Origin of the sequence: Pseudomonas fluorescens group sp. (assembly GCF_020093335.1) — a bacterium.
Lineage (GTDB): Bacteria > Pseudomonadota > Gammaproteobacteria > Pseudomonadales > Pseudomonadaceae > Aquipseudomonas > Aquipseudomonas petroselini.
Map to the genome: position 1 here is coordinate 44,305 of NZ_JAIOKW010000007.1, position 25,346 is coordinate 69,650.

General features: G+C 63.1%; 24 protein-coding genes and 1 pseudogene. 12 read left to right on the forward strand and 13 right to left on the reverse strand.

The window, feature by feature from the left end:
- The first annotated feature begins 2 nt into the window (after positions 1 to 2).
- A complete protein-coding gene (locus K7431_RS10245) occupies positions 3 to 1,112 on the forward strand; it encodes a DUF3182 family protein (protein ID WP_015886125.1) in 1,110 nt (369 codons plus the stop codon).
- A complete protein-coding gene (locus K7431_RS10250; RefSeq protein ID WP_015886124.1) occupies positions 1,102 to 1,857 on the forward strand; it encodes an alpha/beta hydrolase family protein in 756 nt (251 codons plus the stop codon). Before K7431_RS10245 ends, K7431_RS10250 begins: the two co-directional genes overlap by 11 nt.
- Before the next feature lie 65 nt (positions 1,858 to 1,922).
- Here the strand turns inward: K7431_RS10250 and K7431_RS10255 are convergent, their stop codons facing one another.
- The 4 genes and pseudogenes from K7431_RS10255 to K7431_RS10270 form a co-directional block, all read right to left on the reverse strand.
- Positions 1,923 to 2,879, reverse strand: a complete 957-nt coding sequence (locus K7431_RS10255; RefSeq protein ID WP_015886123.1) for a lysylphosphatidylglycerol synthase domain-containing protein — start codon at positions 2,877 to 2,879, stop codon at positions 1,923 to 1,925.
- On the reverse strand, positions 2,869 to 4,131 hold the full coding sequence (gene clsB, locus K7431_RS10260; protein WP_015886122.1) for a cardiolipin synthase ClsB: 1,263 nt from the start codon (positions 4,129 to 4,131) through the stop codon (positions 2,869 to 2,871). Before clsB ends, K7431_RS10255 begins: the two co-directional genes overlap by 11 nt.
- Entirely contained in the window at positions 4,128 to 4,907 is a 780-nt protein-coding gene (locus tag K7431_RS10265) for an endonuclease/exonuclease/phosphatase family protein (protein ID WP_015886121.1), read from the reverse strand. The genes clsB and K7431_RS10265 overlap by 4 nt, the downstream gene beginning before the upstream one ends.
- A gap of 132 nt (positions 4,908 to 5,039) precedes the next feature.
- A pseudogene (locus K7431_RS10270) lies at positions 5,040 to 5,254 on the reverse strand (hypothetical protein); the annotation flags it as partial.
- 185 nt (positions 5,255 to 5,439) lie between these two features.
- Here K7431_RS10270 and K7431_RS10275 point away from each other — a divergent pair.
- Positions 5,440 to 7,545 (forward strand): mechanosensitive ion channel family protein, encoded by a 2,106-nt coding sequence (locus tag K7431_RS10275; protein ID WP_043205975.1) that lies wholly within the window; start codon positions 5,440 to 5,442, stop codon positions 7,543 to 7,545.
- A gap of 133 nt (positions 7,546 to 7,678) precedes the next feature.
- On the opposite strand, the gene K7431_RS10280 is transcribed toward K7431_RS10275, so the two are convergent.
- Positions 7,679 to 11,938: a DEAD/DEAH box helicase gene (locus tag K7431_RS10280; protein WP_015886119.1), complete on the reverse strand. Its 4,260-nt coding sequence runs from the start codon at positions 11,936 to 11,938 to the stop codon at positions 7,679 to 7,681.
- 141 nt (positions 11,939 to 12,079) lie between these two features.
- Here K7431_RS10280 and K7431_RS10285 point away from each other — a divergent pair, with 141 nt between their 5' ends.
- Entirely contained in the window at positions 12,080 to 12,964 is an 885-nt protein-coding gene (locus K7431_RS10285; protein WP_015886118.1) for a sugar nucleotide-binding protein, read from the forward strand.
- Between the two features lie 154 nt (positions 12,965 to 13,118).
- Here the strand turns inward: K7431_RS10285 and K7431_RS10290 are convergent, their stop codons facing one another.
- From K7431_RS10290 to K7431_RS10310, 5 genes are all read right to left on the reverse strand, one after another.
- Positions 13,119 to 13,817: an OmpW/AlkL family protein gene (locus K7431_RS10290; RefSeq protein ID WP_015886117.1), complete on the reverse strand. Its 699-nt coding sequence runs from the start codon at positions 13,815 to 13,817 to the stop codon at positions 13,119 to 13,121.
- Between the two features lie 94 nt (positions 13,818 to 13,911).
- The gene (locus K7431_RS10295; RefSeq protein ID WP_015886116.1) at positions 13,912 to 14,433 is read right to left on the reverse strand and encodes a DUF3299 domain-containing protein; all 522 of its coding nucleotides are present in this window, start codon (positions 14,431 to 14,433) and stop codon (positions 13,912 to 13,914) included.
- Positions 14,434 to 14,444: 11 nt separating this feature from the next.
- Positions 14,445 to 15,710 (reverse strand): ABC transporter permease, encoded by a 1,266-nt coding sequence (locus K7431_RS10300; RefSeq protein ID WP_015886115.1) that lies wholly within the window; start codon positions 15,708 to 15,710, stop codon positions 14,445 to 14,447.
- Position 15,711: 1 nt separating this feature from the next.
- The gene (locus K7431_RS10305; protein WP_015886114.1) at positions 15,712 to 16,422 is read right to left on the reverse strand and encodes an ABC transporter ATP-binding protein; all 711 of its coding nucleotides are present in this window, start codon (positions 16,420 to 16,422) and stop codon (positions 15,712 to 15,714) included.
- Positions 16,423 to 16,428: 6 nt separating this feature from the next.
- Positions 16,429 to 17,019, reverse strand: a complete 591-nt coding sequence (locus K7431_RS10310) for a DUF2796 domain-containing protein (RefSeq protein WP_015886113.1) — start codon at positions 17,017 to 17,019, stop codon at positions 16,429 to 16,431.
- A 130-nt stretch (positions 17,020 to 17,149) separates the two neighbouring features.
- Here K7431_RS10310 and K7431_RS10315 point away from each other — a divergent pair, with 130 nt between their 5' ends.
- Complete coding sequence (locus K7431_RS10315; RefSeq protein WP_015886112.1) at positions 17,150 to 17,497, forward strand: hypothetical protein; 348 nt, start codon at positions 17,150 to 17,152, stop codon at positions 17,495 to 17,497.
- Here K7431_RS10315 and trxA read toward each other — a convergent pair.
- The 3 genes from trxA to K7431_RS10330 form a co-directional block, all read right to left on the reverse strand.
- Positions 17,494 to 18,366 (reverse strand): thioredoxin, encoded by an 873-nt coding sequence (trxA, locus tag K7431_RS10320; RefSeq protein ID WP_015886111.1) that lies wholly within the window; start codon positions 18,364 to 18,366, stop codon positions 17,494 to 17,496. The genes K7431_RS10315 and trxA overlap by 4 nt on opposite strands.
- Positions 18,367 to 18,606: 240 nt before the next feature.
- Entirely contained in the window at positions 18,607 to 19,263 is a 657-nt protein-coding gene (locus K7431_RS10325; protein ID WP_015886110.1) for a class I SAM-dependent methyltransferase, read from the reverse strand.
- Entirely contained in the window at positions 19,260 to 19,715 is a 456-nt protein-coding gene (locus tag K7431_RS10330) for a YbaY family lipoprotein (RefSeq protein ID WP_015886109.1), read from the reverse strand. The genes K7431_RS10325 and K7431_RS10330 overlap by 4 nt, the downstream gene beginning before the upstream one ends.
- A gap of 140 nt (positions 19,716 to 19,855) precedes the next feature.
- On the opposite strand from K7431_RS10330, the gene nrdR reads away from it, so the two are divergent.
- The 7 genes from nrdR to thiL all read left to right on the forward strand — a co-directional run bounded on the left by nrdR (position 19,856) and on the right by thiL (position 25,325).
- The gene (gene nrdR, locus K7431_RS10335) at positions 19,856 to 20,326 is read left to right on the forward strand and encodes a transcriptional regulator NrdR (protein ID WP_015886108.1); all 471 of its coding nucleotides are present in this window, start codon (positions 19,856 to 19,858) and stop codon (positions 20,324 to 20,326) included.
- A complete protein-coding gene (gene ribD / locus K7431_RS10340) occupies positions 20,323 to 21,459 on the forward strand; it encodes a bifunctional diaminohydroxyphosphoribosylaminopyrimidine deaminase/5-amino-6-(5-phosphoribosylamino)uracil reductase RibD (RefSeq protein ID WP_043205972.1) in 1,137 nt (378 codons plus the stop codon). The genes nrdR and ribD overlap by 4 nt, the downstream gene beginning before the upstream one ends.
- Before the next feature lie 48 nt (positions 21,460 to 21,507).
- Positions 21,508 to 22,170 carry a riboflavin synthase gene (locus K7431_RS10345; protein WP_015886106.1) on the forward strand — a complete coding sequence of 221 codons (663 nt, stop codon included), beginning with the start codon at positions 21,508 to 21,510 and terminating at the stop codon, positions 22,168 to 22,170.
- A 15-nt stretch (positions 22,171 to 22,185) separates the two neighbouring features.
- Entirely contained in the window at positions 22,186 to 23,277 is a 1,092-nt protein-coding gene (ribBA, locus tag K7431_RS10350) for a bifunctional 3,4-dihydroxy-2-butanone-4-phosphate synthase/GTP cyclohydrolase II (protein ID WP_015886105.1), read from the forward strand.
- A gap of 90 nt (positions 23,278 to 23,367) precedes the next feature.
- Positions 23,368 to 23,844: a 6,7-dimethyl-8-ribityllumazine synthase gene (gene ribH, locus K7431_RS10355; RefSeq protein WP_003176356.1), complete on the forward strand. Its 477-nt coding sequence runs from the start codon at positions 23,368 to 23,370 to the stop codon at positions 23,842 to 23,844.
- Positions 23,841 to 24,341, forward strand: coding sequence for a transcription antitermination factor NusB (gene nusB, locus K7431_RS10360; RefSeq protein WP_015886104.1), 501 nt, complete (start codon positions 23,841 to 23,843; stop codon positions 24,339 to 24,341). Before ribH ends, nusB begins: the two co-directional genes overlap by 4 nt.
- 18 nt (positions 24,342 to 24,359) lie before the next feature.
- Positions 24,360 to 25,325 (forward strand): thiamine-phosphate kinase, encoded by a 966-nt coding sequence (thiL, locus tag K7431_RS10365; protein ID WP_015886103.1) that lies wholly within the window; start codon positions 24,360 to 24,362, stop codon positions 25,323 to 25,325.
- Positions 25,326 to 25,346: the final 21 nt, after the last annotated feature.

Genomic DNA, 25,346 nt, shown 5'->3' on the forward strand with positions numbered 1-25,346 from the left:
GCATGACCCCGATTCAACGCAAGAAGCTGGTAGTCGCGCATTCCATACGCGAGGGCGCGCCGCTGCATGAGGTCGAGACCAACCGCGCCCTGGCGCGCTGGCTGGCGCAGATCCTGGGGCTCAAATTCGGCGGCAGCTATGACCCCGACCGGCATGCGGGGCGAGCGCTTTACCTGCTGCCCACGCAAACCCTGGTCGGCCCGGCGCAGGCTCGAACGCTCAATATCAAAGGGCCTGAGGATTTGTGGGGCGGCTACGTCGACCACGACTTCATCTGCACCAAGGCCATCAGTCATGGCCTGCTCGGCCCCGAGGCCAAAGCGCCGGAAGGTTGGTCTGCGCTGTTCTGCGAGCGTGTGCGAAACGTCGTGCTGGATGGCTTGAGCGTTTTCGCCTTTGAGGACGCACGGCCTGCCGCCACACGCTTGCTCTACAGCGGGCCAATCCGTATAAAACCTGTGCACGCCTGTGCGGGGCGCGGGCAGGAAGTTATCCACAGCCTCGACGAATTCGACGCTGTGCTGGCGCGACCTGACGCTGCGAAGCTGTTCAGCGAAGGCGTGGTGCTGGAGCAGGACCTGCACGATGTGGTCACCCACAGCGTCGGCCAAAGTTTTATCGGCGGGCACGTGTTCAGTTACTGCGGCGAGCAATACCTGACGGAAGACGGGCAGGGCGAAGACGTCTACGGCGGCTCCGACCTGCTGGTGGTGCCGGGAGGCTACGCCGACCTGTTGCTGCTCGACTTGCCCGACGACGTGCGTGAAGCCATTGAGCAAGCCCAGGTTTTCGACAATGCCGCCGATGAGGCCTACCCTGGCTTTTATGCCTCACGGCGCAACTACGACATCGCCCAAGGCCTGGACAGTGACGGCCAGCGTCGCAGCGGCGTGCTCGAGCAGTCCTGGCGCATGGGCGGGGCGAGCAGTGCGGAAGTCGCGGCGTTGCAGAGTTTTATCAACAACCCTGGCCTGCGCGCGATCCATGTGTCCTCGGTGGAAACCTACGTGGACGAACCGTTGCCGGCTGATGCCATCGAGGTGTATCGCGGCCCGGCGGAAAACAGCGAGTTTCTTCTCAAGTACGTGACGGTTAAATCTTATGACGGCTAGAAGCGAAAGCATTGCGATCGATATCGACGACGAACAGATGAGCGGCACCTTCCTCAGCCCCAAATCCAAAGTGCCGGGGGTGTTGTTCGTGCACGGCTGGGGCGGGAGCCAGGAGCGCGACCTTGAACGTGCCAAGGGCATCGCCGGCCTCGGGTGCGTGTGCCTGACCTTCGACCTGCGAGGCCACGCCGGCTCCGGCATTCCGTTAGCCCGTGTGACCCGCGACGACAACCTGCGCGACTTGCTGGCGGCGTACGACCGGCTGTTGTCACACCCGGCCATCGACACCTCGGCGGTGGCCGTCGTCGGCACCAGTTACGGTGGATACCTGGCGGCGATTCTCACCTCCTTGCGTCCGGTGCGCTGGCTGGCGTTGCGCGTGCCTGCGTTGTACCGCGACGACGAATGGCTTAAGCCCAAGCGCGATCTGGACAAGATGGATTTGATGGATTACCGCAGCACCCTGGTCCACGCCGAGACCAATCGCGCCTTGCACGCGTGTTCGGCGTTTACCGGCGACGTGCTGATCGTCGAGTCGGAAACCGACGACCATGTGCCCCACGCCACCATCATGAGTTACCGCGCGGCGTGCCAGCAGACGCATTCACTGACTCACCGCATCATCGACGGGGCCGATCATTCCCTCAGCGATCCGGTGTCCCAGCAGGCCTACACCTCCATCCTGGTGGACTGGATCACGGAGATGGTGGTGGGTGAGCGGTTGAGCATCATCCAGGCTCAATAGTTTGTTGCGCTTTAGATCGCTATCGCCGGCTGGCCTGCGATAGCGCTTGATCACCCCACATTCTTTCAAGCCGGTGTTTTCTTCACCCGCAATGCCTTGGCCTTGGCTTCCACGCCGAGGTACATCACCAGCGCAATCAGCAGCGGCACAATAAAGTAGATCGCCCGATAAGCGATCAACCCCGCCAGCAAACTGCCCCGCGACGCCTCGTGCTGCAACAGCGCAATAAACACTGCCTCCAGCACCCCAAGCCCGGCCGGTATGTGGGTGAGCACCCCGGCAATCGCGCTGATCAGCAACACGCCCAGCACCAGTGGATAGTCCAGCTTGGCCGGCAGCAGGGTGAAAATCACCGCAGCCATCAGCGACCAGTTCAGCGCGCCCAACATCAATTGCAAACACGCCATGCGCAGCGACGGCAGGTTGATTTCCATGCCGCGAATCGTCCACGCACGCTTTTTCGAATACTGGCAGGCCGCCAGATACCCGAGGCTGACCAGCACTAACACCGCACCAATGCCTTGCAATGCAAGGGTACTGACCTTCCACCCCGGCGGCATCGTGACCAGGCCGCTGCTGAAAATCACCCCGGCTATCGCCATGTAGCCAAACCAGTTGGTGGCCAGGCTCAGGCCCAGGATCTTGGCGATATTGCTGTTGCTCACGCCCAGCCGTGAATACAGCCGATAGCGCATCGCGATGCCCCCGACCCACGCACTCAGGTTGAGGTTAAACGCATAGCTGATGATGCCCACCGGCAGGATCTGCTTCCACACCAGGGGCTGGCGAATATAGGTGCGGCCGATCAGGTCGAAACTGGCGTACACCAGAAAACTGCATAACGTCAGCGTGCCTGCGATCACCAGCGTGCGCAGTTTGAAATCGCCCAAGGTCTGCACCACTTCGCTCCAGTCGATACGCCGGGCGAGCATGGTGAACAGTACGATCAGCAGCAGGAAGAAGGCGATGGTCAGCGGTTTCTTCCAGCGCTTGAACCGCGAGCCTTTGGTTTCAGACGTCATGGGACGGGCTCTCGAAAGGTTTCAAACGGGGCTTGTGCGCCGGTAACCAACCCGTCAGCGCGGGAAAGTGGCGCATCACATGGAACACCAGGAACCCCACGGTCAATCGCCAGAGCCACAGGCGCGGCTTACGGTTTTTCGGCATCGTCTGGCAATGATTTTTTGCCAGGGTTTCCAGGCGTTCATACAGCTGCTGATTGAACGCACGGTCGCGGATCAGCACGTTGGCTTCCAGGTTCAGCGACAGGCTCAACGGGTCCAGGTTGCTCGAACCAACGGTGCTCCATTCGTCATCCACCAAGGCGACTTTGCCATGCAGCGGGCGCTGGCAGTATTCGTGAATCACCACGCCATCCTTGAGCAGATAGTCGTAGAGCATGCGCGCCGCCAGCTTGGCCAGCAGCACATCGGGCTGGCCCTGCATGATCATTTGCACCTGCACGCCACGGCGCGCTGCATTGCGGATCTCGCGCAGCAAGCGGTAGCCGGGGAAGAAGTAAGCGTTGGCGATCACCACGCGATGTTGTGCCTTGCTCAATGCGTACACATACGCTTCTTCGATGTCGTCGCGGTGCTGCAGGTTGTCGCGGTAGATCAAGCGCACCTGGCCGTCGCTCTTGTCGGTGGACCACAACGCCGGTCGCTGCTGGCGCCGCCGCCAACCGCGCCGCTTACGTACCTGGCGACCGCTTTGGGCAAGGGCGAAATGATGCACGTCCGCCACCGCCGGGCCGGTCACCCGAACCGCATAGTCCTGCTTGGCCTCAGGCCCATAGTCACCCAAGTGATCGGCGGAAAAATTGATCCCGCCGATGAACGCCACCTCGGCGTCCACCACCACAATCTTGCGGTGCAGGCGGCGGAACCAATTGGTACGAATGCCGAGGGTTTTCGGCGCAGGGTCGAACATCTGCACAGCCACGCCCGCCTCGGCCAGCTCACTGAGAAACACCGGGCTCAACTCGCCGCAGCCAAAACCGTCGAGGCTGACCACCACGTTCACGCCGCGCTGCGCGGCCTCGATGAGAATGCCCTGCAGCTCATGGCCGACCTTGTCTTCGAAGAGAATGAAGGTCTCCAGCAGGATCTCCCGCCGCGCCGCGCGCAGTGCCTCGAACACCTTGGGAAAGTACGCCTCGCCATTCTCGAGCAACTCAACCTGGTTGCCGCTCTGCCAGCCGTAATCCAGGTCACGGGCCTTGGCTTCATCCGGCGGCTGGTCAGTGGAAATATGTTCTACGGCAACGTTCATAGTTCGATCTCCACCGACAGCGGCACGTGGTCGGACAAATGCGACCAAGGCCGTGAGGTCAGCACCCGAGGGTTATGCACTTTCACATTGCGCACATAGATGCGGTCCAGTGGCAGCAAGGGCAGGCGCGCCGGGAAGGTGCGCGGGAGTTTGCCGTGGGTTTCGATGAAGACTTCCCGCAGTCCGCTTTGACTGAGGTCGGCCTTCTGGCGCCAATCGTTGAAGTCGCCCGCGACCACCAGCGGTGCACCGGCCGGGATCTCGCTGATGCGCTGCTCCAGCAAGCGCAACTGTTGCTGGCGATGCACCTCACGCAGGCCCAGGTGGATGCAGATCGCGTGCACTTCCTGCCCGGTGCCCGGCAAGCGCAGCACGCAATGCAGCAGCCCACGGTTTTCATGCCCGCTTTGGGAGATATCGAGGTTGTCGTAGTGCACGATCTGGAATTTCGACAGCAGGGCATTGCCGTGGTCGCCGTGGGGGTAGACCGCATTGCGCCCGTAGGCGAACTGCGGCCAGATGCTGTCGGCAAGGAACTCATACTGAGGCATGTTCGGCCAGTCGCTGAAGCGCTGGGGGTGACGCTCATGAGTGCCGTGAATTTCCTGCAGGAACACCATGTCGGCGCCCACACTGCGCACCGCCTCACGCAGCTCGGGCAGGATGAAGCGTCGATTGAGGGCGGTGAAACCCTTGTGGATATTGACCGTCAGCACCGTGAAGCGACTGATGGCGACGCTGGGGGTTACGGGCACCCAGTCAGGGATCGCAGCCATAATTGCTCCTGTGAAAAAGTGGGGGCCTGGCCCCCGTTTATGGCTGACTATGATTTTTGGCTGAAAGTTTCCACCTTCCTACAGACGGCATAGAACCCATGTGGGAGGGGGCTTGCTCCCGATAGCAGTCGATCAGTCGACACCTGCATCAACTGCCCCACCGCTATCGGGAGCAAGCCCCCTCCCACATTGGATGTGTATGGCTGCTGATTCAGTGCCGGCGACTATCCGCGTCGAACGCTCTGCGTACACCGGCCCCAACCGATCCAGGCCGTGTGGATGAGCGCCATATGCGTCACGATCAACCCGCCGCCCCAGGCGCCACCGGCGATCCCCAGGTTAAAGGCAATGGGCATGGCTGCAACTCCGGTGGGTTTCAATCAGGAGCGCAGTGACGAGTGTTGGCTGTTGCGGAAAAAGCCAGGGATTGGCATTTGATAGTTGCCTGCAAGTCAAAGATGCCGCAAACGGGGAACGATCAAGGCTCAAACCCGTCAGTTCCTTACAGACCCTTCTGAAGGAGCCCGGTGTTTTGCTGAATCTAAAGACTGCATTACTGCTCGGCGCGCTGCTGTTTTGTCCCAGTGCCGCACTGCAAGCCGCGGCCACCGCTCCGGAACCTGAAGCGCCGGCCAAGCCGGAATTGCTGGTCGAGGGCGGCCTGCTCGGCGCGATCAGCTCCAGCATCGATGATGTGCAAGAGAAGCTCGACCTCAACCAGAACCTGATCGACGCCTGGCGCCTGCGGGCCGACCGTGCGGCGGATGAAGTCGGGCGGCTGGTCGACCAGACGTCCGAGCGTTCGCCATGGAGCATCGCAGGGAACTTCCTGCTGTTGTCAGGGGTGTGGATCGGCGCCTTTACCCTGCTGACGCTGCTAGGGCGTTTTATCGTCCAACGCGTGAGCCGGCGCCCATTTGTCGCCCGGCGCGGGCGCCTGCAAGCGGTGCTTGGGTATGTGCTGCCCTACACGATTCCCGCGCTGATCTGCCTGCCGCTGACGCTGTACGTCAGCCACTTTTTACCCACATCGATAGGGCGTGCGCTGGCGTTGTGTTTTGCCTACGCCACCAGCAGCGGTATTTTTTCCACGTCGATGCTGTTGTGCGTGATTGTGATGTTCAATGTCGGCCACAAGCGCCCGGCGGTGCAGATTATCCGCAGCTACTGTCCCACGCCGTTGTTCCTGATCGGCTTTCTCGTCGCCCTCAGCGACGCGCTGACCAGCCCGCAAATCGCCCGTCAGTTCGGCGGCAATATCACCAGCAGCATCGCGGTGTTTACCGGCCTGTTCGCCGCCGTGATCTTCGGCGTGCTGGTGGTGCGCCTGCGTCGACCGGTGGCCCACCTGATCCGCAATCGACCCTTGACTCAACGCCTTAAACACCCGGCGTTGCAGCAATCACTGCGGGTGTTTTCCGGGTTGTGGTACTGGCCGATCCTGTTGATGGTGCTGGTCTCGGCGATCAATTTGATCGGGGCCGGCGACGATAACCAGAAGGCCCTGCGTTGTGCGTTGTTCACCACCATTTTGCTGATTGGTACGGTGTTCCTGAGCACCGTGCTGCAACACCTGTTCAAATCCCGCAGCCAGGTCGCGATCCAGCGCAGCAGCGCCTACAAGGAACGCTTCCTCAGCTTGTTGCACGCGATCCTGCGTATCGTCATGGCCATCGCCTTTATCGAGATTCTTGGACGAATCTGGGGCGTGTCGCTGTTCGAATTTGCCCAGCGTAACTCGGTGGGCCGGGCGATCAGCGACTCCCTCAGCAGCATCGGCCTGATCCTGCTGATGACCTGGCTGTTCTGGGTGGTGCTCGACACGGCGATCCAGGAAGCGCTCAAGCCACCGGTCAATAAACGCTCCAGCCGCCAGCCCAGCACGCGGGTCAAAACCATCCTGCCGCTGCTGCGCAACGCGGTGAAAATCATCCTGGTGGTGATCTGCGCGATTACCACCATGGCCAACCTCGGGATCAACGTCGCGCCGCTGCTGGCGGGGGCCGGGGTGGTCGGCCTGGCCATCGGCTTCGGGTCGCAGCAACTGGTGCAGGATGTGATCACCGGCCTGTTCATCATCATCGAAGACACCCTGTCCATCGGCGACTGGGTGGTGCTTGACTCCGGCCACGCCGGCACCGTCGAAGGCCTGACCATCCGCACCCTGCGCCTGCGCGACGGCAAGGGCTTTGTGCACTCGGTGCCGTTCGGGCAGATCAAGGCGGTCACCAACCAATCGCGGCAATTTGCCTATGCGTTCTTCTCAGTGCAGTTCACCTACGACACCGACGTGGACAAGGCAGTGGAGCTGATTCGCGAAGCGGGGCAGTCGATCCGTGATGACGTGTTCCTCAAGTACAACCTGCAAGGGCCGCTGGAGGTGTTCGGTGTCGACAAGATGGACCTCAATGGCGTGGTGCTTACCGCGCAGTTCCGCACCGTGTCGGGCGGGCAGTATGCAGTGAGTCGCGCGTTCAATCAGCGCCTCAAAAAGCTTGTGGATAACTGTGATGAGGTGCACTTCGCGCAGACTTATCCACAGCAGGTGCTGTTGCCTAAACGTGCGGCGCAGGTGGATGAGCCGGATGAGGAGGTGCCCGCATCGGTGGTGCTTACCGAGCAGCCCAGGCCTCAGTAATTCTGCGGTGACTGGGCCGACGCCTTCACGAGCAAGTCCGCTCCCACAGGTGGGCCCTATTCCAAGGTTGGACTCGGTCCACCTGTGGGAGGGGGCTTGCCCCCGATGAGGTCCTTGGAAGTCACCCCAACACTCAATGCCTGATCAGCCTCTCCTGCACCGCCTGCCGATCCACCTCTACTAACACCTGCTGCTTGCCCGCCACCATGACCGCCGCGGGCAACCCATCCCGGTACACAATGCGATTGCCACTCACCGCCGGCACCTTGGTGCCCGGTAACAGCGTGCCCACCAGGTTCAACGGGTCTGCGCCACACACCGCAATCAAACTCCCATCATGGGGTCGACGCCGCACTTCACGCAGCAACGGAATCGCCTCCGGCAACGCAAACTGTTCCCCCGCCAAACCACTGACAAACCGCCCACCCCGAATCTCCCCGCGCGCCTCCAGCCGATGGAAAGTGCGCAGCAACTCGCGCCAGCTCGGCAGCCACTCCGCCTCGCGCTCCAGCAAGCGCCAGAACACCACGCCATAGCGGCGCAGCAAGGTCATCGCCACATGCTCCAGGGTCTCGGCGGAAGGCGGACCTGCGGCAGTCGACGGGCGTCGGATCAGCGCCCAACGCCCCGCATCGTCCATACCGCCGATAAACGCGCCGCGCCCGCGCCGACTGCTGCGCGCCTGGCGTTTGCTCGCGGGGGTGGTCAGCGCACGCAACCCGGCAAAGCTGTCGGCGTTCACCACACCGGCACCGACCAGTTCCTGCAAAGCGGTTTCCAGTTCGCTGCGCAGTAAGTGGGCTTCATGCACCAGTTCATCAAAAAACAGCGCGCCGTGGTCGCGCAGGGCTTGATGCACCTTCTGCGCCTTGGGCGACAGCGTGGTGGCGTCGGTGGGTTCGGTCAGTCCGCTCCACAGTCCCACTTGGTTGCGTGGCAGCAACACCACCGGAGTGCTGCGCAATGCCATGGCGCTGGTCTTGTTGCTCAAGCGCGTCCATACCAGTTTGCCGCTGCGGCATAACTCATCGAGCCAGGTCGAGGAGTAATCCTTGAGCCGCGCACTGAGCAAATCGCTGTCCCAGGCGGAAGTGGCGGCGGCGTAACCTTCGAACTGCCCGACGATCTGCGGCAACATCGCGCTGCCCTGGCCACGGGTGCCGTCGGACAAATGCTGCCAATCGAACAGAAAACGCATGAAGTCCTGCAGCGCCACCGGCTCGATTTCCCGGCGTAGGCGCTTAACCGTGTAACGATGAATGCGCGCCAGCAGATGGCGTTCGCACCATTGCTCCTGGGTGGCGCCGGGGCTGAAATGCCCGCGCAGCACGTAGCCTTCATGCTCCAGGCGGGCCAGTGCCTGAGTGACATCCGCCACCGGCAAGGCCAGGGGCGCGGCGATCTCGATCAGGCTCAGCGGGCCAAACCCACCGAGGCGCGCGCGAAGCACTTCCGTGACGGCCTCCTCAACGGTCCAGGGCTCATCGAAGCCGGGCAGCAACGGCACGTTGCCGGGGTAGATCGTCTGCACACAACTCAGGCGTTCGACGGCGACCCACAGGCGGGTGTGTAAGTGAGTGTGCAGTTGATAGGCGCGGCCACTCTGGGCCAATGCGTGCAGCCAAGTCGCCCATTGCGGCGTGACTTCGTTATCGGCGATGCACGCCAGGCTCATCAACGCCTCATGCATTTCGTCCGGTCCGTTGGGCGCCGGCCAGGCTTCTTCGCGCACGCCGGCGATGGCATCCGCATCCAGTGCGCCGAGGTCGTCGGTGCTCTGCGGGTCGCTCCAGCGCCGGTTGAGCACGGCCTGGGTGCGGCGCTCTTCCAGGGGGGCATCGTCGAGAAAGGTGTAGGGGCGGGCGCTGAGGATTTCTGCGGCCATGGGCGAGGGCGCGGGCAGGTCGCGGCTGATCAGGCGCACCTCGCCATGTTCCATGCGCCGCAACAGCGCAAGCCAACCCTCGCTGTCCATGGCTTCGTGCAGGCAGTCGTCGAGCGTTTGCTCGACCAGCGGGTGTTCAGGCACCTCGCGCTCGCCGGCGAGGTTTTCCAGGCAAGCGATCTGGTCGGGGAAGACGCTGGCAATCAGGTCTTCGCTTTTCATGCGCTGAATCTGCGGCGCCACTTTGCGCCCCCCGGTATAGCGCGGCAACGCCAGCGCCACCCCCGCATTCCAGCGCCAGCGCACGCCAAACAGCGGCGCATCCAGCACCGCCTGGATCAGGATGTGCTCGGCACTCTGGCTATTGAGGTAACGCCACACTTCGTCCAGCTCGAAACTGTGGCTGGTTGACAGCGACAGCACGATTGCATTTTCACTGGCCGCCGCCTGCAATTCGACATTGAACGTGCGGCAAAAACGCTTGCGCAGGGCCAGGCCCCAGGCGCGGTTGACGCGGCTGCCGAACGGCGTGTGGATGATCAGTTGAGTGCCACCGGACGCGTCGAAAAACCGCTCCATGATCAACGTGTCCTGGGACGGCAACGCACTCAGGGCCAGGCGAGCGCGGGCCAGGTAATCGAGGATCTGCTCGGCGCTGGCGCGGTTCAGGCCGAGGGTGTCGGTAAGCCAATCCTGTGCGGCGTGCAGGTCACCCGGCGTGGCGCTGAGCAGCGCGTCCATCTGACCTTGAAGGCGCGCCACCGCCGCTGACAATTCGTGGCTGCGCCCCGGCGCCTCACCGAGCCAGAAGGGGATGGTCGGCGGTTGGCCATGGGCGTCCTCGACGCGCACTTTGCCGGCTTCGACCCGCAAGATGCGATACGAGGTGTTGCCCAGCTGGAAGATATCCCCGGCGATGCTTTCCACCGCGAAGTCTTCGTTGACGCTGCCGATGTTCAGGCTCTGGGGTTCGAGCAACACGCTGTAGTCGGCGTTGTCGGGGATGGTGCCGCCACTGGTGACGGCGGTCAGCTTGGCGCCCCGTCGACCGCGCAGGGTGCGAGTCAGGGCGTCGCGGTGCAGGTAGGCGCTGCGGATGCCCTGGCGACCGTTGTAACCGTCGGAGAGCATTTGCAGCAGTGCCTGGTAGTGGCGCTCATCCAGCGTGGCGTAGGGCGCGGCGCGGTGGATGAGCGCCAGCAAGGCCTGCTCGGACCATTCCTGGGCGCTGACCTCGGCGATGATCTGCTGGGCCAGTACATCCAGGGGCGCCACGGGAATCTGCAGCGTGTCGAGTTCGCCCCGGCGCACGCAGTCGAGCAGGGCGGCGCATTCAATCAGGTCGTCGCGGGTGGTGGCGAACAGTCGTCCCTTGGGCGTGCCACCCACCTGGTGGCGGGAGCGACCGACTCTTTGCAGAAAGCCGTTGATGGAGCCGGGCGAGCCAATCTGGCAAACCAGATCGACATCGCCGATATCAATCCCCAACTCCAGGGACGCGGTGGCGATCAGCACCTGCAGCTCGCCGCCCTTGAGGCGCTGTTCGGCGTCCAGGCGCATTTCCTTGGCCAGGCTGCCGTGGTGGGCGGCCACGGCGGTTTTGCCCAGGCGCTCGCTCAAATGCCGCGCCAGGCGCTCGGCCAGGCGCCGGGTGTTGACAAAAATCAGCGTGGTACGGTGTTCGCGGGCCAACTCGGCGAGGCGGTCGTAGACCCGCTCCCACACATCGTTGGCCATCACCGCAGAGAGCGGCACGGGCGGCACCTCGATATCCAGGTCGCGCGGGCGGGCGTGGCCGATATCCACAATCGCGCACGCCCGGCCGCTGCCGACGAGGAACCGCGACACCGCGTCGATGGGCTTTTGCGTGGCCGACAAGCCGATGCGCATCAGTGGCTCGGCGCACAAGCCTTGCAGGCGTTCCAGGCTCAAGGCCAGGTGGCTGCCACGTTTGCCGGCGGCGATGGCGTGGATTTCATCGATGATCACCGTGCGCGTGCTGGCGAGCATCTGTCGGCCGGAGTCCGAGCCCAGCAGCACGTAGAGCGATTCCGGGGTGGTCACCAGGATATGCGGCGGGCGCTTGCGCATCAGTGCGCGGTCTTTTTGCGGGGTGTCACCGGTGCGCACGGCGGTGCGGATGGCCAGCGGCGGCAGGCCCAGGTTCCGCAGATGCTCAGTGATCCCGGCCAGCGGGTTTTGCAGGTTGATCTGGATGTCGTTGGACAGCGCCTTGAGTGGCGACACATAGACCACCAGGGTTTCATCCGGTAGTTCACCGCCGTTGGCCAGGCCTTGGTGGACCAAGTCATCCAGCACCGCCAGGAACGCTGTGAGCGTCTTGCCGGAGCCGGTGGGCGCGGCGATCAGTGTTGATTGGCGCTGGCGGATCAGCGGCCATGCCTGGGCCTGGGCGCCTGTCACCGAGGGGAAGGTGCTGCGGAACCAGGTGCTGACGGCGGGGTGGAAGCCGGTCAATGCGGTGTCGGTGGATTCAGGAAGGTTCATGAAGTGATTGATAGCCCCTGTTCCAACAAGTTGCAATCGCGCACTTTATCCGTGACGGTTGCGCTACAAACCCGCAAAATGCAACGATTCTGACAAATACCTGAAAACCTTCGTTCCACACAGACCGGGCCTGCTCAATCTATGCGAATGCGCCTTATGTTACTGGGCGGCGGGAATGCCCTCGGGCAGGCGCTGATTCGCCTCGGTGCAGAGGAAGACATCGGTTTCCTCGCCCCCAAACCGCCCAAAGACGGCTGGGATGCCGCGAGCCTTACCCAACTGCTCGACGACACCCGTCCCGATGCGTTGATCAACCTCGCCTACTATTTCGACTGGTTCCAGGCCGAGGTGGTCAGCGAAACCCGTTTGGCCGCCCAGGAATTCGCCATCGAGCGCCTGGCCGAACTGTGCCAGCACCACAACATCACCTTGCTGCAACCGTCCAGCTACCGCGTGTTCGATGGCTCCCGCGCCACCGCCTACAGCGAAAAAGACGAGCCGGTGCCCCTGGGCCTGCGCGGCCAGGCGTTGTGGCGAATCGAACAGAGTGTGCGTGCCACCTGCCCACAACATGTGCTGTTGCGTTTCGGCTGGCTGCTGGATGACAGCGTCGACGGCACCCTCGGGCGCTTCCTGGCGCGGGCCGAGAAACCGGATGAATTGCTGATGGCGGACGACCGTCGCGGCAACCCGACGCCGGTGGATGACGCGGCGCGGGTGATCATCTCGGTGCTCAAGCAACTCGATTGCGCGGCGCCGTTGTGGGGCACGTACCACTACGCCGGGCATGAGGCGACCACACCGTTGGCGCTGGGCCAGGCGATTTTGACTGAAGCACGTACCTTCCACCCGCTGGCGATCGAATCCCCCACCGCCCAGGCCCATGCGGCCCGGCCGGATGCGGCGGATGAGCCGCAACACGCGGTGCTGGCTTGCAAGAAAATCCTTCACACCTTCGGCATCAAGCCACGGGCGTGGCGGGCGGGGCTGCCGGCGTTGCTGGACCGGTTCTACCGTCACAGCTGATCCCGCACACAAACCTAATGTGGGCACGAGCCAAATGTGGGAGGGGGCTTGTCCCCGATAGCGGTGGTTCAGTCAAATATGTGTTGGCTGACACACTGCAATCGGGGGCAAGCCCCCTCCCACATTGAGTTTTGTGTTACTGGTCAGGTTGGTGTCAGAACTTGTAGCCGATACCCACCATGTAGACCATCGGGTCCACGTCCACATTGACCTTGGCGCGCGTGCCCTGGCCCAGGGCATTGTTGTCCACCGTCGCTTTGGTGCTGATGTCGATGTAGCGCGCCTGGGCGTTGATCATCCACTTGTCGTTGATCATGTAGTCGGCACCGATCTGCGCCGCCCAGCCCCAGGAGTTTTCGGCCTTGAAGTTGCTGAAGCCTGCGTCCGATGCGCGGCTGCCGACGTGTTCGTCATAGATCCAGGTGTAGTTGATACCCGCGCCCACGTACGGCTGGAAAGCCGACTTGTTGTCCAGTGGGTAGTACACGACGCTCAGGGTCGGCGGCAGGTGTTTCAGGGTGCCGAGTTTGCCGTTCGCGGCGCCGAGGGCGGTGTTCTTGATCTTCACGTCATGCTCGAACGGTGTGGCCGCCAGCAGTTCGATACCGACGTGGTTGGTCAGCATGTAGGCGAAGTTCAAGCCCAACTGAGTGTCGCTGCTCATGGTCGCCTTGCCGCCCAGATTGGCGCCGGCCAGTGGGCCCTGGTCAACCTTGACGCTGCTGCTGTCTGCCTTCGGGTTCACGGTGATTGCACCGGCGCGAATCAGAATGTCGCCCGCTTCGTGAGCGTGTGCAACAGGGGCAGCGAGGGCGAGCGCGAAGAGGGACGCGCCGAGCAGAGACTTGTTCATGGGAGCTCCAAAGGACGTTTAAAAGTTGTACGTCCAATGGTAAAGATCGTTCCGTTCGGTCTTTTGACTCAGCTCAATGAAAGGGCGATCAGCGCTATTCCGGCAGCTCGTACATGTAAATTTTCTCGGCATCCATCTGGTAACCGGCATCGGCGAGTTCGCTGGTGGACGGTTTGACTTGCATCGCGCCTTCGATCCAGTACGGCTGGTAGAGCTCATCGAGCTTCACGCCGATTTCGCTTTTGACATGCACGATCTGGTTCGACGGTGGCGGCGGCACATGGATGCACGCGCCGAAATACGGCACCAGCAGAAACTCGGTGGTACGGCCTTCTTCGCTGACTTCCAGCGGCACGATATAACCCGGTAAACGGATGTGCTGACCGTCGAGGCTCTGCACCACCGGCGCATTGGGCAAATCCTGTTTGGCGGCCGGCGCCGCCTCGACGGACAACGCATCGGCCATGTTCGACAGGTCGTGCAGCGGTTTCATATTGGGAATTTCCGGCGGCGCGTCCGGCGGGATCATTTCCTGCCAGGACAAGTCCTTGGGCTGATCTTCCGCCCAGGCGGGCAGGGCAATCAGCAGAAACAGGGCAAGCAGGGCGCGACGCATCAAAGCCTTCCTCATAAACGTATGGACAGGCCATCGGCCAGGGATTGTCGATAGGCGCGCCAGGCGGGCACGCTGCCCATCAACAGCGCTGCCGCCAGGATACCGGCGAGCAACGTCCATTCATATTCGCTGGGCCACGACATCGGCAAGTCCAGGCCGTAGTTGGCCTGCAGGTACCCGCGCGACGCGGCCATGCACACGTACAGCAAACCCACGCCCGCGATCACGCCAGACAGCGCCAGGGCGAAGGCTTCGAAGATCAGCAGCGTCGCGATATGCCACGGGCGTGCGCCCACCGAACGCAGGATCGCCATCTCGCGGCGGCGTTCGTTGAGGCTGGTGAGGATCGCCGTGAGCATGCCGATCAGGCCGGTGAGCACCACGAACAGCGAGATCACGAACAGGGCTTTTTCGGCGGTGCCCATCATGCTCCACAGCTCTTGCAGTGCCACGCCGGGCAGGATCGCCAGCATCGGTTCGCCGCGGAATTCGTTGATTTCCCGTTGCAGGGCGAAGGTGGAAATCTTGTTGTTCAGGCCGAGCATGAACGCGGTGATGGCCTGCGGTGTAAGGTCCATGTTACGTGCCTGGTCGGCGCTGATACGGCCTTTGAGCTGCGCGGGCACGCCGTTGTGCCAGTCGATATGGATCGCTTCCATGCCGCCGAGGCTGATGTGCAACGTGCGGTCCACCGGCGTGCCGGTGCGCTTGAGAATGCCGACCACGGTGAACGGTTTGTCGTCGTGCTTGACCAGGCTGACCACCGCCACGCCGTGGGCGAGCACCAGTTTGTCGCCGAGTTTGTAATGCAACGCGTCGGCGACTTCGGCACCGAGCACCACTTCGAACGGGTCGGTCGCGAAGGCGCGGCCGCTGGCCAGTTCGAGGTTTTGCTTGCGGCCGTATTGGTAGTGTTCGAAGTAGGACGCGTTGGTGCCCATCACGCGGTAGCCGCGATGGGAGTCGCCGAGGGACATCGGGATCGCCCACTTCACCTGGGGGCTGGCGGCAAAGTGTTCGAAACTGTCCCAACGGATGTTGTTGGTGGCGTTGCCGATGCGGAACACCGAGTACAGCAGCAGGTTGACCGAGCCCGAGCGGGCGCCGACGATCAGGTCGGTGCCGCTGATGGTGCTGGCGAAACTGTTGCGCGCCTCAACGCGCACGCGCTCCACCGCGAGCAACAAGCAGACTGAAAGCGCGATGGCGAAAGCAGTGAGGATCGCGGTAAAGCGGCGATTAGCCAGGCTGGCCATGGCTAGACGGAACAGATACATCTCAAACCTCTGCGGGCGTGGCGGCGCGATTGAGTTCGGCCAGCGACAGGTTGCGGTCGAACAGCGAAGCCAGGCTCTGGTCATGGCTGACAAACAACAGGCTGGCGCCCGCTTCGCGGCATTCGGCGAACAGCAGTTGCAGGAAGGCTTCGCGGGCGTCGTAGTCCAGGGCCGAGGTAGGCTCGTCGGCGATCACCAGTTCCGGCTGGCCGATCAACGCACGGGCGGCGGCCACCCTTTGTTGCTGGCCGATGGACAGCGAGTCGGCACGCCTTTCGAGCAGGTCTTTGTCTTTCAAACCCAGGTGCGCGAGCAACGCAGCGGCGGCCTGGTCGACACTGCCGTGGCGCTGTTTTGCTCGTTGCGCGCGCAGCGTGGAAAAGTGGCACGGCAATTCGACGTTCTCGCGCACCGACAGGAACGGCAGCAGGTTGAACTGCTGGAAGATGTAGCCGGTGTGGTCGACGCGGAAACGGTCGCGGGCACCGGCCGAGAGCTCAGTCAGCTCCTGGCCGAGCAGGCGGATGCTGCCTCGGCTGGGTTTCTGCACGCCGCCGAGCAGGCCCAGCAGTGTGGTTTTGCCACTGCCGCTCGGGCCTTTGAGAAACAGGGTTTCCCCCGCTTCCAGGCGGAACGCGGGGATGTCCAGCAACTGTGGGTGCCCGGGCCAGTTGAAGCCCAGGTCAGACAGTTCGATCAATGCGTGGGTCATGGGGACTCAGAACTTCAGGGTGGCTGCGGTGGCCGTCGCTTCAACACCTTGCTGGCCGCTCGGGCCGATCAGTTGTACCTGAATTTTCTGGGTGGCGGGGAAGGTCTTGAACACCTGGGTCAGGTCAAGAGTGCTCAGCGCCGTCGGTGTGGCACAGGTGAACTGGTAGTGCGCGTGGATTTCGCTGTGGTCGTGAGGGTGTTCGTGGGCGCCGTCTTTGGCGTCGTCATCATCGTCGTCATGGTCGGCTTCGGGCTTATCGCCGAACAGTGGACTGTTGAGCTCCTGGGTGCTGACCACGCAACCGGAAGCCTTAGGCAGGTTGAACAGGGCGACGGGGTTCTCCAGTTGCTTGCGCGCGGCGGCGACCTTGGCTTTGTCCGCCGGGGTGGTGGCCAGGTGTTCGAAACCCACCAGGTTCATTGCCGGGCTGTCCAACTCAAGCTCCAGGGCCTGGCCGTCGAGCACTGCGTTGAGGCGGCCGACGCCATGCTCGTGGGCGCCGAGGCTGCCGTGTTCATGGTCGTGGTCGTCATGAGCATGGGCAACCGCCAATGGCAGCAGGGCAAACGGCAAAGCAAGCAACAAACGGCGCATGAGAAGACTCCAGAACATGAAATTTTTGTTATGTGATCTTATAACAATTGGCTGAGAGTTTGACCGCCCGCTTGGCGTTGCGCAAGCCGCATGGGAGCATGCTTGTCGGAAAAATGCAGGAGTAAGGACGATGTTGCGAATTCGTGGAACGGTCGGCGACCTGCCGGTGGACTTGACCCTGGAGCTCGATGACGGCGATTGGGCACGGCTGGGCGCGCACTTGCAGGCTACGCCCGTCGCCAGCCCGGCCGCCGCGCCCGTGGCTCCGGTCAAACACAATGATGAGCTGTGGCAGGGCGCCCAGGCGCTGTTGCGCAAGGCCGGACAGCTCAGTGGCCTGGAGTTGCTTGACCAGTTGGAAGGCCTGGCCGGCGACGCCTCGGCGGGCAAGCGCCTGTTGGTACGCCTGCGCCACAGCGCCCAGGTGAAGGTTGCCAGCGGCGGGGATACGCCGCTGTACAGCTGGGTCGGCGATTAGTACAGCGCGGCGAACAACTTGCGGCGGTACACGGTCACCAGCGGGTGGTCGTTGCCCAGCAGTTCGAACACCTGCAGCAAGGTCTTGTGCGGCAGGCCTTCGCTGTAGCTGCGGTTGCGGATAAACAGCTTGAGCAAACCTTCCAGCGCCGCGTCGTACTGTTGGCGCGCCAGTTGCTGGATCGCCAACTGATAGGCCGCTTCGTCGTCCTGCGGGTTTTGCGCCAGGCGGCTTTTCAAGTCGGCGGCGTCCGGCAGGTCGGCAGCCTGGCGCAGGAAGGTGATCTGCGCCTTGGCCCCGGCGAGGGCGGCTTTGTGATCGTCGCTCTTCACCGCGTCCAGCACGGTCTGGGCTTCACCCAATTCACCGCGTTCGGCCAGGCAGCGGGCGTACAGGATCAACGCCGCGGCGTTAGTGTTGTCTTCGCCCAGCAGCGTCACCAGCACGGCTTCAGCATCGCTGATGCGACCTTCGGCAAACAGTGCCTGGGCCTGCTCCAACGGATCCGCCGCCGCCGGTGGCGGCATCTGCACATGCGGCTCGAGCATCGCCCGCACCGCCGACTCCGGCTGCGCTCCGGCGAACCCATCCACCGGCTGGCCATCCTTGAACAGCACCACCGTCGGCAGGCTCTGAATGCCAAACCGCGCAACGATGTCCTGCTCGGCCTCGCAATCGACCTTGGCCAGCAGCAACTCGCCCTGATAACTCTCGGCAACCTTCGCCAGCATCGGCATCAACGCCTTGCATGGCGCGCACCACTCGGCCCAGAAATCCACCAGCACGGGTTTTTCGAAGGAGTTCTGGATCACGGCCTGGTCGAAATTGGCGGTGGTGACGTCGAAGATATACGGCGTGGGTTCACTCATGGGGCGTCTCGAATAAAGCGGGAATGGGGCAACTATAAGGGCTGGCGCTGGCTACCGGAAGCGGCTTGGAGTTCAAACGCGTGATGCCTGCCACGGTAGTGAGCGGGCTTGCCCCGCGCTGGGTGGCGAAGCCGCCCCAATCCGGTCACCGCAACCTTCCAGACAGAATTTAGCCGCCTGTTTTGGGGCGGCTCCGCCACCCGGCGCGGGGCAAGCCCGCTCACTACAGGAGGGGGGCTTTCAAGAGCGCTGCGAGTGGTAAAGACTCACCTTGCGAAACTCCCAAGGCTCCGCCAGGTCCGGCAATGTCAGTGCATCAAGAATTTCCAGCCTCCGATAATCCGGGTGCTGAAAGTCCCTCACGCGCGAATCCGCCACCAGCGCTTCGCGGCCTCGGGTCAGGAACTGATCCAGCAGCGGCAGGTTCGCCCGGTCGTAGAGCACATCGGCGACCAGGATCAGGTCGAAGCGGTCGGCTTCGGCGAAAAAATCGGCGGAGTAGCCCAGTTCTACACCGTTAAGCTCGGCATTCGCCCGGCATGACGCCAAGGCCAGTGGGTCCAGGTCGCAGGCCACCACTTCCCGTGCGCCAGCCTTGACCGCTGCAATCGCGGCCACGCCGGAACCCGCGCCAAAGTCCAGCACGCGCTTGCCCGCGACCCACTCAGGGTTCGCCGCCAGGTAGCGCGCCAGCGCCAGGCCGCTGGCCCAGCAAAAACTCCAGTAGGGCGGTTCATGCAGGATGCGGCGGGTTTCTTCGGGGCTGAAGGCGCGGTCCATGTTGTCGGCATCCAGCAGCCACAACGACAGCTCGGCGCCCGGCAACGGGCAGGGCACCAGCTGTGCGTCGCCGATCAGTTCGCTCAGCGCCGCTTGCAGGTCCAACGGTGGCGTCATGGTGCCTTGACGAGTTGCAGGGGGCCGGTGCTCTGGGTGATCGCCTGGGTGATGCGCACGGCGGGCAGGTGCAGGATCAGCTGGCCGGACTGGCTGGCGCGGCCGCGCAGTTCAACCCGCGCACCGGCGGGGAAGGCTTCGGGGTTGTAGCGCAGGCGGAAGGCCAGGGGCTGGCCATTGCCAGTCAGCACACTGCTGGCCAGCAGTTGTTGCGGACGCGAACGGTCGTCGATCACCAGCAACGCCATCTCGACTTCAGCGCCGGCCGGCACGTTGGTCAGGCTGCCGCTGATTTCACGCTGGTAGGCGGGCAGGGGACCGGTGTCTTCAATGCCGGGGACTTTTTTCTCTTGCGCAGGCGCCGGTTGAGGGGCGGCAGGCTTGGGGGCTTCGCTGCTGCAGGCGACCAGGACACTGAACAGGGTGAGCAAAACAAGTGGTCGTAACTGCATGTACGGCTCCAGAAAGGACAAAATCCGTGGCTTGAAAAATATGAAACATAATAGCCAGCCTATATACCGTAAAGGCTATGGCTTGTCTTGCCACGGGGATGCGCTACCATGGCCCTCCCTTTATTTGTTGCCTGCCCACCATGCACTGTCCCTTCTGCGGTGCCAACGACACCAAGGTCATTGACTCGCGTCTGGTCGCCGAGGGCGATCAAGTGCGTCGCCGGCGCGAATGCCTGGCCTCTGGCTGCGGTGAACGTTTCACCACCTTCGAAACCGCCGAACTGGTATTGCCACGGCTGATCAAGTCCGACGGCAGCCGCCAACCCTTCGACGAAGAAAAACTGCGCGCCGGTATGCAGCGCGCCCTGGAAAAACGCCCGGTGAGTGTCGAGCGGCTGGAGGCGGCGCTGGTGCATATCAAGCACAAGCTGCGTGCGACCGGCGAGCGCGAGGTCAAGAGCCTGGTGGTTGGAGAACTGGTAATGGGCGAGCTGCAAAAGCTCGACGAAGTTGCCTATATCCGTTTCGCCTCGGTGTATCGACGCTTCCAGGACCTCAATGAGTTCCGCGAAGAGATCGACCGCCTGGCCCGTGAGCCTGCCAAAGAATGAATTCACCCTCTGCCGAACAAGCTGTGCTCGACGCCCATTACATGGCCCGCGCCCTCGAACTGGCGCGCAAGGGTCTGTACACCACCCACCCCAACCCTCGGGTGGGCTGCGTGATTGTGCGCGATGGGCAGGTCGTCGGCGAAGGCTGGCACGTGCGCACCGGCGAGCCCCATGCCGAAGTTCATGCCCTGCGCGCTGCCGGTGACAAGGCGCGCGGCGCCACCGCCTATGTGACCCTCGAACCTTGCAGCCACTATGGGCACACCCCGCCGTGCGCCGATGCGCTGGTGAGTGCCGGGTTGGCGCGGGTGGTCGCGGCGATGCAGGACCCTAACCCGGAAGTCGCCGGGCGCGGCATGCAGCGCCTGGCCCAGGCCGGGATCGACGTGCGCAGCGGTGTGTTGGAAAGTGAAGCGCGGGCCCTCAACAGAGGGTTCCTCAAGCGCATGGAGCAGGGCCTGCCGTTTGTGCGGGTCAAGCTGGCGATGAGCCTGGACGGCCGCACCGCGATGGCCAGCGGCGAAAGCCAATGGATCACCGGCCCCGCCGCCCGCGCTGCCGTACAGCGCCTGCGCGCCGAGGCCAGCGTGGTGCTGACCGGCGCCGATACGGTGCTGGCCGACGGTGCACGCCTGACCGTGCGCGCCGCCGAACTCGGCCTGGATGACGCCACCACCGCCCTGGCCATGTCGCGCCCGCCATTGCGCGTGCTGATCGACGGCCGCCTGCGAGTGCCGCTCAACGCGCCGTTCTTCAAGGCTGGCCCGGCGTTGGTCATCACCTGCGTGACCGCCGAAAATCAGTTCCCCCGTGGCCCTGAGTGCCTGGTGGTGCCGGGTGTCGAAGGCCAGGTCGACTTGCGCTCGGCACTGGTCGCGCTGGCTGCGCGTGGCGTCAACGACGTGCTGGTGGAAGCTGGTCCAAGCCTGGCGGGTGCGTTTGCCCAACAAGGCCTGGTAGACGAATACGTGATATTCGTCGCAGGCAAGTTCCTCGGCTCCGCCGCCCGGCCTTTGCTGGACTGGCCGCTTGATAAACTGGCCGACGCCCCCCAACTCAAGATCACTGAAATGCGCGCTGTAGGCGACGACTGGCGGGTCACTGCCATCCCTGTGCCAGCAGCGAGCGTATAATTCCCGGCCTGCGCTTGAGCGTCAGCCCCTCGTTTTCAGGAGAACGAAATGTTCACCGGCATTATCGAATCCATCGGCAGCATCCGTGCAATGACCCCCAAAGGCGGCGACGTGCGCCTGCTGGTTGAAACCGGCAAGCTCGACCTCGGCGACGTCAAACTGGGCGACAGCATTGCGGTCAGCGGCGTGTGCCTGACCGTCATCGAACTGCCGGGCAACGGTTTTGCCGCCGACGTCAGCCGGGAAACCCTGGACTGCACCGCGATGAACGATCTCAAGGCCGGCAGCCCGGTCAACCTGGAAAAAGCCCTGACCCCGACCACCCGCCTGGGCGGTCACCTGGTCAGCGGCCACGTCGACGGCGTCGGCGAAGTGGTCGCCCGCAGCGAAAATGCGCGGGCCGTGGAATTTCGTATCCGCGCGCCCAAAGAGCTGGCCAAATACATCGCCCACAAAGGCTCGATCACTGTCGATGGCACCAGCCTGACCGTGAACGCCGTGAACGGCGCCGAATTCGAACTGACCATCATTCCCCACACCCTCAGCGAAACGATCATGGCCTCGTACCAGCCGGGTCGCCGGGTGAACCTGGAAGTCGACTTGCTTGCCCGTTACCTGGAGCGCCTGTTGATGGGCGATAAGGCCGCAGAGCCAACATCCGGGAACATCACCGAAAGTTTTCTGGCCGCTAATGGCTACCTGAAATCCTGACCAAGGGGGTGCCCTGTGGCGCTCAATAGTATCGAAGAACTGGTTGAAGACATCCGCCAAGGCAAGATGGTCATCCTGATGGATGACGAAGACCGCGAGAACGAAGGCGACATCATCATGGCCGCCGAGGCCTGCCAGGCTGAGCACATCAACTTCATGGCCAAGCATGCCCGTGGGCTGATCTGCATGCCCATGAGCCGCGAGCGTTGCGAGTTGCTCAAGCTGCCATTGATGGCGCCGCGCAATGGGTCGGGTTTTGGTACCAAGTTCACCGTGTCGATTGAAGCGACTACCGGCGTGACCACCGGTATTTCTGCCGCTGACCGCGCGCGCACGGTGCAAGCCGCCGCCGCCAAAGACGCCAAGGCCGAAGACATCGTCAGCCCAGGCCACATTTTCCCGCTGATGGCCCAACCGGGCGGCACCCTGGCCCGCGCCGGCCACACCGAAGCCGCCTGCGACCTGGCACGCATGGCCGGTTTCGAGCCAAGCGGCGTGATCTGCGAAGTGATGAACGACGACGGCACCATGGCTCGCCGTGCCGAACTTGAAGCCTTTGCCGCCGAACACAACATCAAGGTGGGCACCATTGCCGACCTGATTCACTACCGGATGATCCACGAACGTACCGTTCAGCGGATTGCCGAGCAGCCACTCGACAGCGAACTGGGCCAATTCAATTTGGTTACCTACCGTGATTCAGTGGAAGGCGACGTGCACATGGCCCTCACCCTGGGCACCATTTGCGCCGAAGAGCCGACCCTGGTGCGCGTGCACAACATGGACCCGCTGCGTGACCTGCTGATGGTCAAGCAACCGGGTCGCTGGAGCCTGCGCGCCGCGATGTCCGCGGTGTCCGAGGCGGGCAGCGGTGTGGTGCTGCTGCTCGGCAACCCGGTGGATGGCGACGTCTTGCTGGCGCATATCCGCGAAACGGCTGACCACGCGCCGGTGAAAAAGCCGACCACCTACAGCATCGTCGGTGCCGGTTCGCAGATCCTGCGGGACCTGGGCGTGCGCAAAATGCGCCTGATGAGCGCACCGATGAAATTTAATGCGATATCCGGTTTCGACTTGGAAGTAGTAGAATACGTGCCCTCCGAATAAAGGCTGGCGGTTTTCGCCCTTTGTTCGCGGTTCAAATATCACTAAGGGACGCGTCATACACGCGTCCCGGCTCTTTAAGAGATTTGTCGAATGACCCTGAAGACCATCGAAGGTACCTTCATCGCCCCCAAAGGCCGCTACGCCCTGGTGGTTGGCCGCTTCAACAGCTTCGTGGTTGAAAGCCTGGTAAGCGGTGCCGTGGACGCCCTGGTTCGCCACGGTGTGAGCGAGAGCGACATCACCATCATCCGTGCCCCTGGCGCCTTCGAAATTCCACTGGTTGCGCAAAAAGTTGCCCAGCAGGGTGAATACGCGGCGATCATCGCCCTGGGCGCGGTCATTCGTGGCGGTACCCCGCACTTCGAATACGTGGCCGGCGAATGCACCAAGGGCCTGGCCCAGGTGTCCATGGAGTTCGGCGTACCGGTCGCTTTCGGCGTACTGACCGTTGATTCCATCGAGCAAGCCATCGAGCGCTCCGGCACCAAGGCTGGTAACAAAGGCGCTGAAGCTGCCCTGTCCGCGTTGGAAATGGTCAGCCTGCTGTCGCAGTTGGAGGCCAAGTGATTTCCGACGAGAGCGACAACTTCAACCCGCGTGACCCACGCCCAGCCGATGCCGGCAAGCCATCCAAGAACGAGAAGCGTCGCGCTGCTCGGCAGTTGGCGACCCAGGCGCTGTATCAGCGTCAGATAGCGGGCGCTTCGTTGAACGAAATCGAGGCACAGTTTCGCGTCGACAACGATTTCACCTTCGCCGACCTGCCGTACTTCCACGACATCCTGCACGGTGTGCATGCCCACCTGACCGAGATCGATGCAGCCCTGGCGCCATGCCTGGACCTGACCATCGACGAGCTGGACCCGGTTGAGCTGTGCGTGATGCGCCTGTCCGCCTGGGAGCTGCTGTATCGCGTTGACGTGCCGTACCGCGTGGTGATCAACGAAGGTATCGAACTGGCGAAAGTCTACGGTTCGACCGACGGCCACAAGTTCGTCAACGGCGTGCTCGACAAGCTGGCACCACGCCTGCGTGAAGCCGAAGTGAAGGCGTACAAGCGCTGAATCGCGCTTGAAACCTGAATGGGCGAGTTTGAGCTGATCCGCAACTACTTCGCCGCCGCGCCTTGTGCGCAAGGCGGCGAGGGGATTGCCCTGGGGATCGGCGATGACTGCGCCTTGCTGGCGCTCCCCACTGGGGAGCAGTTGGCAATCTCCACCGATACACTGGTGGCCGGGGTGCATTTTGCCGACCCCTGCGACCCCTTCCTGCTCGGCCAGCGCTCGTTGGCCGTGGCGGTGAGTGACCTGGCCGCTATGGGCGCCCATCCCCTCGCGTTTACCCTTGCCCTTACCACACCGACGGTCGATGCCGATTGGCTGCAACGCTATGCCCAAGGGTTGAATGCCATGGCGCAACGTTGCGGCGTGGGGTTAGTGGGCGGCGATACCACGCGTGGCCCCCTGAGCCTGACCTTGACCGTGTTGGGTCGTGTGCCGGCCGGGCAAGCCTTGACCCGCAGCGGCGCGCGACCGGGCGACCTGCTGTGTGTCGGCGGCGAACTGGGCAACGCCGCCGGCGCCTTGCCGCTGGTATTGGGCCAGCGCAGCGCCGATGCGGCGATCGCCGATCCGTTACTGGCTCATTACTGGTCGCCGCAACCGCAGTTGGCCCTGGGGCTGGCGCTGCGCGGCAAGGCCACGTCGGCGATGGATATTTCCGATGGGCTCCTGGCCGATTGCGGGCATATCGCCACGGCATCACAGGTCAGCCTGTTGATTGAGCGCCAGCGTTTGCCGTTGTCCACGGCGCTGCTGGCGTTCGTCGGTGATGACGAAGCGCGGGTGGCGGCCCTGAGCGGGGGGGACGACTACGTGCTGGCGTTCACCCTGCCGCCCGCCGAACTGGCACCACTGCTGGCCGATGGGTTGCCGATCCATGTGATCGGCCGGGTCGAGCCGGGGCAGGGCGTAACCCTACTCGACGCAGACGGGCAGGACATCACCCCAGCCATTCGTGGCTATCAACACTTTCGCGAGGCGCCGTAACCGGGCGACCTGCGCTACCCT

Excerpts from the sequence above, each read along its gene's own strand:
- thiL (WP_015886103.1), top strand. The coding sequence starts at position 24,360 with ATGGGCGAGTTTGAGCTGATCCGCAACTACTTCGCCGCCGCGCCTTGT.
- K7431_RS10315 (WP_015886112.1), top strand. The coding sequence starts at position 17,150 with ATGTTGCGAATTCGTGGAACGGTCGGCGACCTGCCGGTGGACTTGACC.
- clsB (WP_015886122.1), bottom strand. The coding sequence starts at position 4,131 with ATGAACGTTGCCGTAGAACATATTTCCACTGACCAGCCGCCGGATGAA.
- K7431_RS10305 (WP_015886114.1), bottom strand. The coding sequence starts at position 16,422 with ATGACCCACGCATTGATCGAACTGTCTGACCTGGGCTTCAACTGGCCC.
- trxA (WP_015886111.1), bottom strand. The coding sequence starts at position 18,366 with ATGAGTGAACCCACGCCGTATATCTTCGACGTCACCACCGCCAATTTC.
- K7431_RS10330 (WP_015886109.1), bottom strand. The coding sequence starts at position 19,715 with ATGCAGTTACGACCACTTGTTTTGCTCACCCTGTTCAGTGTCCTGGTC.
- K7431_RS10290 (WP_015886117.1), bottom strand. The coding sequence starts at position 13,817 with ATGAACAAGTCTCTGCTCGGCGCGTCCCTCTTCGCGCTCGCCCTCGCT.
- K7431_RS10300 (WP_015886115.1), bottom strand. The coding sequence starts at position 15,710 with ATGTATCTGTTCCGTCTAGCCATGGCCAGCCTGGCTAATCGCCGCTTT.
- ribH (WP_003176356.1), top strand. The coding sequence starts at position 23,368 with ATGACCCTGAAGACCATCGAAGGTACCTTCATCGCCCCCAAAGGCCGC.
- K7431_RS10250 (WP_015886124.1), top strand. The coding sequence starts at position 1,102 with ATGACGGCTAGAAGCGAAAGCATTGCGATCGATATCGACGACGAACAG.
- K7431_RS10345 (WP_015886106.1), top strand. The coding sequence starts at position 21,508 with ATGTTCACCGGCATTATCGAATCCATCGGCAGCATCCGTGCAATGACC.
- K7431_RS10280 (WP_015886119.1), bottom strand. The coding sequence starts at position 11,938 with ATGAACCTTCCTGAATCCACCGACACCGCATTGACCGGCTTCCACCCC.
- K7431_RS10245 (WP_015886125.1), top strand. The coding sequence starts at position 3 with ATGACCCCGATTCAACGCAAGAAGCTGGTAGTCGCGCATTCCATACGC.
- K7431_RS10310 (WP_015886113.1), bottom strand. The coding sequence starts at position 17,019 with ATGCGCCGTTTGTTGCTTGCTTTGCCGTTTGCCCTGCTGCCATTGGCG.
- K7431_RS10285 (WP_015886118.1), top strand. The coding sequence starts at position 12,080 with ATGCGAATGCGCCTTATGTTACTGGGCGGCGGGAATGCCCTCGGGCAG.
- nrdR (WP_015886108.1), top strand. The coding sequence starts at position 19,856 with ATGCACTGTCCCTTCTGCGGTGCCAACGACACCAAGGTCATTGACTCG.
- K7431_RS10295 (WP_015886116.1), bottom strand. The coding sequence starts at position 14,433 with ATGCGTCGCGCCCTGCTTGCCCTGTTTCTGCTGATTGCCCTGCCCGCC.
- K7431_RS10265 (WP_015886121.1), bottom strand. The coding sequence starts at position 4,907 with ATGGCTGCGATCCCTGACTGGGTGCCCGTAACCCCCAGCGTCGCCATC.
- K7431_RS10325 (WP_015886110.1), bottom strand. The coding sequence starts at position 19,263 with ATGACGCCACCGTTGGACCTGCAAGCGGCGCTGAGCGAACTGATCGGC.
- K7431_RS10255 (WP_015886123.1), bottom strand. The coding sequence starts at position 2,879 with ATGACGTCTGAAACCAAAGGCTCGCGGTTCAAGCGCTGGAAGAAACCG.
- ribD (WP_043205972.1), top strand. The coding sequence starts at position 20,323 with ATGAATTCACCCTCTGCCGAACAAGCTGTGCTCGACGCCCATTACATG.